Raw genomic sequence first — 8,035 nt, forward strand, 5'->3', positions numbered from 1 at the left:
CGTGCTGGATTCGAACCAGCGACCAGCGGATTAAAAGTCCGATGCTCTACCAACTGAGCTAACGACCCGGAAAGCCCGCCATTATAGCGGCATTGCACACATGTTGGAAGCTCTGAGAGAGAGAAAACTTCCCTGCCACTCACTGTCGGTAGTGGGTGGGATCCCCGACCCCGGCTTCTTCAAAGCCCTGGCGGCGGAAACGGCAGGCGTCGCAGCGGCCACAGGCCCTGCCCGCCTCATCGGCCTGATAGCAACTCACGGTCAGGCCATAGTCCACACCGAGCGCCAGACCACGCCGAATAATCTCGGACTTGGGCAAATCGATCAGCGGGGTGCGAATACTCGGTCCCCGACCTTCCAGACCCTGGCGTGTCGCCACATCGGATAATGCCTGGAACCGCTCGATGAATGCCGGCCGACAATCAGGATAACCACTGTAATCCACCGCATTGACACCGATATAAATGGCAGCGGCTTCAATGACTTCGGCCAGGCCCATGGCAATGGAGAGGAAGACCGTGTTGCGGGCCGGTACATAGGTCACCGGGATCCCCTCACCCGGGGTCTCGGGCACCGCCAGACTGGCATCGGTCAACGCGGAGCCACCCAGGCTACCCAGGTCCAGCCCCACAGTCCGATGGCTGGCGGCCCCCAGGGACTCGGCTACACGCTCGGCCGCCTGCAATTCTGCATCATGGCGCTGGCCATAGCGGAAACTGATTGCATGACACTCGTAGCCCTCGTCCCTGGCCATGGCCAGCACGGTGGCTGAATCCAGGCCGCCCGAGAGGAGCACGACGGCCTTCGGCGTGTCGTCATTTGAAATCGGCATAATCTGGCTAGGCTCTGTCAGCGACCGGGGACGTCGCCCCAGAGGTACTTGTGCAATTGCAGCTGAAACCGCACCGGGAGGCGGTCTTCCAGTATCCATTCCGCCAGCTGGGCGGGCTTGAGACCCTGGTGCTCCGGCGAGAAAAGGACTTCGCAGCGATCCTGCAGTGACTCTCGCCGCAACAGGTCCCGGCTCCACTCATAGTCGGCCCGGTTGCAAATCACGAACTTGAGCTGATCAGTGGGGCGCAACTGGTCCAGATTCTCCCAACGATTCCGATCCACCTCACCGGAGCCGGGAGTCTTGATATCCATCACCCGAACAATGCGATCATCCAGGACACTGATGTCCATTGCGCCGCTGGTTTCCACCGAGACTTCCTGCCCGCCATCGGCAAGGGCGTGGATCAGCCGATCGGCGTTGAACTGGGCCAGGGGTTCGCCCCCGGTCACCGTGACATGGCGGGCCTGGTAGCTGGCGACCTCCCGGCAGATGTCGTCGATCTCTCGCCACTCTCCGCCATGGAAGGCATATTCGGTATCGCAGTATACGCAGCGCAGCGGGCAGCCGGTCAGACGCACGAAAACGGTGGGCAAGCCCACCGTTCGCGATTCTCCCTGAAGAGAATGGAATATCTCGGTAATGCGCACCCGGTTCACCCGCGACCCTGCAGAATCACGGGAAGACATCGGCTTGAGCGGAACCTCTACCGTCATGGAGCGCTCACTCAGCGGCCTTCATCGGCCATGCGATTGAGGCGGTTCCCCGCCAGACGGGCGGCCGAGGTATCCGGATGGGAGCGGCGGACTTCTTCAAGCATGTCCCGCGCCTGATCCCATTGCTCCAGCTCGTAATAGGCAAAACCCAGCTTCAGAGCGGCGTCCGCCTCCTTGTTGGAGCCCGGATAATCATCCAGGACACGCCGAAATTCTTCGCTGGCCTGCTCGAAATCCCGAGTGACGTAATGAACCTCTCCCAGCCAATAGCGGGCATTGGCGCCGAGATCGCTGTCGGCGTGGTCTGCCAGGAAGGCGTCAAAGGCCTCGCCGGCGGCGTCGTAGCGCCCCTCCCGGAGAAGCTCGAAGGCCGCCTGGTAGGCCTCGGCTGGATCCGCCGCGCCCCTTTCCTCACCGGCATCCAGTCCTGCCAGTTCGTCTTCCTGAAGGTCGGGTGTGCCCGTCGGTGCACCCCCGACTTCCAGGCGCCGAAGCCGCCGGTCCAGGTCCAGGTAGGTTTCCCGCTGGCGCTCCTGGATGCCCTCCTGCTGGTGTTGAAGCAGTTCCACATCACCACGCAGGCCGCGAAGTTCCGACTGGATTTCCTCCAGGCTGGCGGCAAGATCAATAAGGCTGTCACTGTCCACCAGGCGCTCGATCTGGGCGAGACGGTCTTCCAGTTGATCAAGTCGCTCGGCGGTTTCGTCGTCCTGGGCATCCAGGGCGGCACAGCCCGGCAGCAGTAGGATGCTGCCCAGGGCCAGTGGAATCAGGCTGTTTCGAAAAGACATTGGCATCACCGGATATAGTCGATTTCCACCCGACGGTTAGCGGCCCAGGCATCCTCATTGCTCTCCGGGATGGCCGGCCGCTCCTCACCGTAACTCACGGTCCGGATCTGGTCCTCGGATACCCCATGGAGCACGAGCATGCGCCGGACGGCCTGGGCCCGTCGGTCTCCCAAACCGATATTGTACTCTCGTGAGCCGCGTTCGTCCGTATGACCTTCCAGACGGACCCGCAGATCGGGCCTGTCACGCAGGTAGCGGGCGTGTTCCCGAACCAGTTCCCGGTACTCGGATTTGACCTCGTAACGGTCGAAATCGAAGTAGATGACCCGCTCGGACAGCGGGCTATCCGGGTCGTCCAGGGCCTGGAACTCGGCAAATTCATCATCCCGCAGACCATCGATCTCCGCCGATTCTCTTTCCTGAGCAGCGCGGCGGTCCGCCTCGTCGGCGGCCTCCTCATCGACGATCTCCTGAGTGCCGGTACAGGCGGCCAGAACCAGGGCCGCCGACAAGGCAGTGACAAGCTTCAAGGTGATACCTTCATTCCCGTTCATGGAACTACTCCCCTGCAATCAAATTTTTGAAAAGCCAGGCTGTCAGTTTCCTCGCAGCGCACCCCGGTCGACGGCATCCAGGCGTGGCGACCAGGCAGGCTCGCGGACATTGCTTTCACCGCTGCCCAGACGCTGGCGTACCCGGCCGTCCGTGGACACGGCGGACAGGACGCCCTGCCCATTGCTGCGCGAGGCATAAATGATCATGGCGCCATTGGGGGCAAAACTGGGAGATTCATCACTGTTGCCTTCTCCCAGCACGGTCAGACCGCGACGTTCCATATCCTGGACTGCAATCCGAAACCCGGGTTGCGCACCGCGATGGATCATGGCCAGCCGTCGACCATCGGGTGAGACCATGGGGCGGGCATTATAGTTGCCATCAAAGGTCAAACGCCGTAACTGCCCACCATCCACCCCCACGCTGTAAATCTGGGGCGCACCCCCACGGTCCGAGGTAAAGGCAAGACGGTCACCGTCCGGGAACCAGGCGGGTTCGGTATCAATCGCCCGGCTGCGGGTGACACGGGTGAATTCACCGCTCTCCAGATCGAGCACATGGATATCCGGCCCGCCATCTCCCACCGACAGGGTCATGGCCAGCCGTTTGCCATCCGGGGAGAAGGCCGGCGCACCATTGATGCCGTCCCGGGCGGAGACGGACTGACGCTGCCCGGTCCGCAATTCCTGCACGAAGATCTCGGAACGGCGGTTCTCGAAAGAGACATAGGCCAGGCGCTCGCCATCGGGAGACCAGGCCGGTGACATGATGGGATGGGAAGAACTCATGATCTGGCGAGGGTTCTCGCCGTCAGAATCCGCCACCACCAGATGAAAGCGCTCCCGGCCATTGCGCCGCTCGACCTGGACATAGGCCAGTCGGGTATTGAAGGCACCGGGGTCACCGGTCAGCCGCTCGTAGATCATGTCGCTGATCTGGTGGGCAGCCCGTCGCAGGCGGTCGGCCCTCGCCGGCAGACTGTAGCCCAGCACCTGCTCGCCGCGGTGGACATCGTAGACGCGGAAACGAATATCCAGGCGATCACCGGACTGGCGCACCTCGCCCACGATCAGATTATCGGCCTCCGCTTCACGCCATTCACTGAAGGAAGGGCGGCCTTCGATGCCGGGACGGGCGGGCAGCTCGTCCCGGCTCAGGGGGCGAAAGCGACCACTGCGTTCCAGATTGGCGGCAATGATGGCGGCCACGTCCTGCCCCGCCTCGCCGTCTGCTTCCCAGGCAAAGGGCACCACGGCCACCGGCTCGGCAGCATCCACACCACTGGTGATATCCACCCGCAGCACCTCATCGGCCCAGACGGCCGGGGCGAACAGCCACAGCAGCAGAATCAGCCAGCCTGCCCGCCGATAGTGATTTGCTTGCTTCACTGTGCATCCCCTCTAAAGGTAAATACGATGGTCCTGGCGAAGGCCTCTTCTTCCGGTGGCGGCGGCAAGGGCGAAGAGCGAAACACGGCCGATTCAATGGACCGAACCACCGCGGCCGGTGCATTGCAGTCTCGCACCTGAACCTCCACTACCTCGCCACCGGGAATCTGCTGGGCGACGACCTCGCAGGCCAGATCATCCGGCACCTCGCCGGGCCGAATCCAGTGGCGCTCCACATGGGCACGAATCTGGGCCGTATATTGGGCCCGCAGGCTCTGGATCCGCCGCTGCCGCTCGGCCTCGCGACGGGCCCGGGCCTCTTCCTCGGCTGCCCGCTGCATGGCCTCCTCAGCCTCCCGCCGGCGGCGCTCTTCCTCTTCCGCCTGACGCCGAGCTTCTTCTTCAGCCCGTCGGCGCTCTTCCTCTTCCGCCTGGCGACGGGCTTCTTCCTCTGCCCGCCGGCGCTCCTCCTCTTCGGCCTGGCGGCGGGCCTCTTCCTCTGCCCGCCGACGCTCCTCCGCTTCCGCCTGCCGTCGCGCTTCCGCCTCCTCGGCTTGACGGCGCTCTTCTTCCTGCCGCCGCCGTTCCGCCTCGGCCGCTTCGCGTCGACGCTGCTCCTCGGCGGCGGCACGGGCCGCTTCTTCCTCGCGAGCCCGGCGCTCGGCTTCCTCTGCCGCGCGGCGCGCTGCCTCCTCGCGCTGGCGTTCGCGCTCGATCAGTTCCTGCCGCGCCGCATCCAGGCTTTCGGCATCGATACTGGTGGCCTGGATGATCTCCCCCGGTGCCTCGTCCGCCGCGTCCTCGATGGGGCGATCACGCTCGAGGCTGATCAGCAGGGTGCTTCCCAGCAGGACATGCAGGGTGGCCGAGATCACCAGAGGCCACTTCCAGTCTTCCTGTTGCCTTCGGCGATTCACGCGCCTTCAGCTCCCGCAGGCCTCGCGGGCGGCTCGGTAATCAGCCCCACCCCCGGCGCTCCGGCGGCCCTCAAACTCGTCATGGCTTCCATCACCCGCCCGTAGTCAACATTGCGGTCCCCTCGGACATAGACTGGACTATCGGGTCGTTCGTTCAGCGCCTCGCTCACAAGCGCCTGAAGCTCGTCCTCGCTGACCTGCCGGTCGTCCTGATCGCCGATGCTGAGAAAATACTGCCCGTCCCGGTCAACGGTCAGGGTAATGGGCCGGCTTTCCTGCAGCTGATCCGCATCAATGGGCTCGGCATCCAGGGCGGGCAGGTCCACATCCACCCCCTGAATCAGCAGGGGCGCGGTGACCATGAAGATGATCAGCAACACCAGCATCACATCGATATAGGGGACCACATTGATCTCCCCCATCATGCGACGTTTCTTGCGCTTGCCCGCTACCATTGCCTACTGCTCCGAATGCGCGTTGCGTTCCAGGATGCTGCAGAATTCCTCGACGAAGGTGTCGAAACGCACCTCCAACCGTTCCACCTTGTCGGCATAACGGTTATAGCCAATCACCGCGGGAATGGCGGCAAACAGCCCCATGGCGGTGGCAATCAGGGCTTCGGCAATACCCGGCGCGACCATGGACAGGGTGGCCTGCTGCACGGTCCCAAGGGCCCGAAAGGAATTCATGATCCCCCAGACGGTCCCGAACAGACCGATATAGGGACTGGTGGAACCCACCGTCGCCAGAAAGGCGAGATTGGCTTCCAGGCGGTCGATTTCCCGGATGTGGACAATCCGCATGCTGCGGCGGGCGCTTTCCACCACATCGTCGGCGCTTCTGCCCTTGCGCTTCTGACCGTCCACGAATTCCGCAAAACCCGATTCAAAAATGGCCTCCATACCCTGGGATTCTTCCGGCTGCTCCGCCAGCTCCCGATACAACTCACTGACGTCACCACCGGCCCAGAAATTCTGTTCGAAGCGCTCGGCCGCCTCCTCCGCCTCTCTCAGCATGCGATGCTTGCGAAACATCACTGCCCAGGAAGCCACCGAGGCCAGAACCAGAATCAGCATGACGAGCTGGACGAGCAGACTGGCTTCGGCGATCAATGCCAAAATGGACATGTCTTGTTCGGTCATGCGAACAGAATCCTCTGCATGGAATCGGGAAGGGGGCGCGGCCGGAAACGCTCGGCATCCAGACAGGCCACGGTAATGATGCCATCGGTGAGATGGGCCCCATCGGCGGGACGATAGACTTTCTGCTCAAAAATGATTCGGGAGCGACGCTGCTCGGTCACCGCCGCGGTGACGTGGAGCAGGTCATTGAAACGGGCCGGGGCACGGTAACGCACCTCGGCAGCGGCAACCGCAAAGAGCACGCCGTCGTCGCGGATCAGCTCGTCCTGCTCGAAGCCAAGCTGACGCAGCCACTCGGTGCGCGCGCGCTCCATGAAACGCAGATAATTGGCGTAATAGACAACGCCACCCACATCGGTGTCTTCGTAATAGACCCGCACGGGCCACTCGAATAGATCAGACAATGTCCTTCCCCGACATCACGAATTGCACCTGAATGGACTCCAGGCCCGACATCCCCCAGACACTCTGACTCAATCGAACAGGCCCGGTTCCCCTTCCCCAGGCCGGTACCCCGGCGGTTTCATGCCGAAATGCAACCAGGCCGAGGAAGTGGCCACGCGGCCACGGGCAGTGCGTTTCATGAAGCCCTGCTGGATCAGGTAGGGCTCGATGACATCCTCGATGGTGCCGCGCTCCTCACCGATGGCGGCTGCCAGGCTGTCCACCCCTACGGGGCCGCCATCAAACTTCTCAATGATGGCGAGCATCAACTTGCGATCCATCAGATCAAAACCATTGGGATCCACCTTGAGCATGTCCATGGCCTGGTTTGCCACCGTCTCGGTAACCGTGCCACTGGCACGCACCTCGGCATAATCCCTGACCCGCCGCAGCAATCGATTGGCAACCCGTGGCGTACCACGAGACCGCCGGGCGATCTGACGGGCCCCGGCCTCCTCCACCGGCAGATTGAGGATATCCGCCGAGCGATTGACGATGAAGGCGAGATCCGCCTCGTCATAGAACTCCAGGCGCTGGACAATCCCGAACCGGGCCCGCAGGGGCGAGGTCAAGAGGCCGGCACGGGTAGTGGCTCCCACCAGGGTAAAGGGGGGCAGATCCAGTTTGATGGAACGCGCCGCCGGCCCCTCACCGATCACGATATCCAGCTGAAAGTCTTCCATGGCCGGATACAGCACTTCTTCCACCACCGGACTCAGGCGGTGGATCTCATCCACGAACAGCACGTCCCCCGGCTCGAGATTGGTCAGAATGGCGGCCAGGTCGCCGGGGCGTTCCAGCACCGGCCCCGAGGTCTGGCGCAGATTGGCTTCCAGTTCCTCGGCAATGATGTGGGCCAGGGTGGTCTTGCCCAGGCCGGGGGGACCGAATATCAGCGTGTGATCCAGGGCTTCGCCCCGCTTGCGCGCCGCCTCGATGAAGATTTCCATTTGCTCACGGACTTCCGGCTGGCCGCGATAGTCGGCCAACCGACGGGGACGAATGGCACGATCAAAGCGCTCGTCCTCGCCCCGGTTCTCGGCACTGATCAGGCGGTCCTGCTCACTCATGGCTTATCCTCTCCCCAGGCCTCTGAGGGCCTGGCGGATGATTTCCTCGCTGTTGAGGTCCTTGTGGTCCACGCCGGCGACCATGCGGGAGGCCTCCCGGGGCTTGTACCCCAGGGCAACCAGGGCGTCAAAGGCCTCATCGGCCGGACTGGCCGGCTGCGCACTGTCCCCGGCGGGCAA

General features: G+C 63.2%; 10 protein-coding genes and 1 pseudogene. All 11 read right to left on the reverse strand.

Features of this window, described 5'->3' with window-relative positions; translation table 11 throughout:
* Nucleotides 1–139 precede the first annotated feature (139 nt).
* Nucleotides 140–832, reverse strand: coding sequence for a 7-cyano-7-deazaguanine synthase QueC (gene queC, locus ACJWXQ_RS03610; protein ID WP_346049218.1), 693 nt, complete (start codon nt 830–832; stop codon nt 140–142).
* Nucleotides 833–849: 17 nt separating this feature from the next.
* Nucleotides 850–1,548, reverse strand: coding sequence for a 7-carboxy-7-deazaguanine synthase QueE (gene queE, locus ACJWXQ_RS03615; RefSeq protein ID WP_346049216.1), 699 nt, complete (start codon nt 1,546–1,548; stop codon nt 850–852).
* An 11-nt stretch (nt 1,549–1,559) separates the two neighbouring features.
* Nucleotides 1,560–2,339 carry a tol-pal system protein YbgF gene (ybgF, locus tag ACJWXQ_RS03620; RefSeq protein WP_346049214.1) on the reverse strand — a complete coding sequence of 260 codons (780 nt, stop codon included), beginning with the start codon at nt 2,337–2,339 and terminating at the stop codon, nt 1,560–1,562.
* Between the two features lie 5 nt (nt 2,340–2,344).
* Entirely contained in the window at nt 2,345–2,893 is a 549-nt protein-coding gene (pal, locus tag ACJWXQ_RS03625; protein WP_406672170.1) for a peptidoglycan-associated lipoprotein Pal, read from the reverse strand.
* Nucleotides 2,894–2,935: 42 nt separating this feature from the next.
* Complete coding sequence (tolB, locus tag ACJWXQ_RS03630; protein WP_374729178.1) at nt 2,936–4,282, reverse strand: Tol-Pal system beta propeller repeat protein TolB; 1,347 nt, start codon at nt 4,280–4,282, stop codon at nt 2,936–2,938.
* Nucleotides 4,279–5,199: a cell envelope integrity protein TolA gene (gene tolA / locus ACJWXQ_RS03635; RefSeq protein WP_346049210.1), complete on the reverse strand. Its 921-nt coding sequence runs from the start codon at nt 5,197–5,199 to the stop codon at nt 4,279–4,281. The genes tolB and tolA overlap by 4 nt, the downstream gene beginning before the upstream one ends.
* Nucleotides 5,196–5,654, reverse strand: coding sequence for a protein TolR (gene tolR, locus ACJWXQ_RS03640; protein ID WP_346049208.1), 459 nt, complete (start codon nt 5,652–5,654; stop codon nt 5,196–5,198). The genes tolA and tolR overlap by 4 nt, the downstream gene beginning before the upstream one ends.
* 3 nt (nt 5,655–5,657) lie before the next feature.
* On the reverse strand, nt 5,658–6,341 hold the full coding sequence (tolQ, locus tag ACJWXQ_RS03645; protein ID WP_346049206.1) for a protein TolQ: 684 nt from the start codon (nt 6,339–6,341) through the stop codon (nt 5,658–5,660).
* A complete protein-coding gene (gene ybgC / locus ACJWXQ_RS03650) occupies nt 6,338–6,745 on the reverse strand; it encodes a tol-pal system-associated acyl-CoA thioesterase (RefSeq protein ID WP_346049204.1) in 408 nt (135 codons plus the stop codon). The genes tolQ and ybgC overlap by 4 nt, the downstream gene beginning before the upstream one ends.
* A 69-nt stretch (nt 6,746–6,814) precedes the next feature.
* Complete coding sequence (gene ruvB / locus ACJWXQ_RS03655; RefSeq protein WP_346049202.1) at nt 6,815–7,855, reverse strand: Holliday junction branch migration DNA helicase RuvB; 1,041 nt, start codon at nt 7,853–7,855, stop codon at nt 6,815–6,817.
* A gap of 3 nt (nt 7,856–7,858) precedes the next feature.
* Nucleotides 7,859–8,035: pseudogene (locus tag ACJWXQ_RS03660) on the reverse strand (Holliday junction branch migration protein RuvA); the annotation flags it as partial.

It is taken from the genome of Natronospira sp., assembly GCF_007134575.1.
In the GTDB taxonomy this organism is placed as follows: domain Bacteria; phylum Pseudomonadota; class Gammaproteobacteria; order Natronospirales; family Natronospiraceae; genus Natronospira; species Natronospira elongata.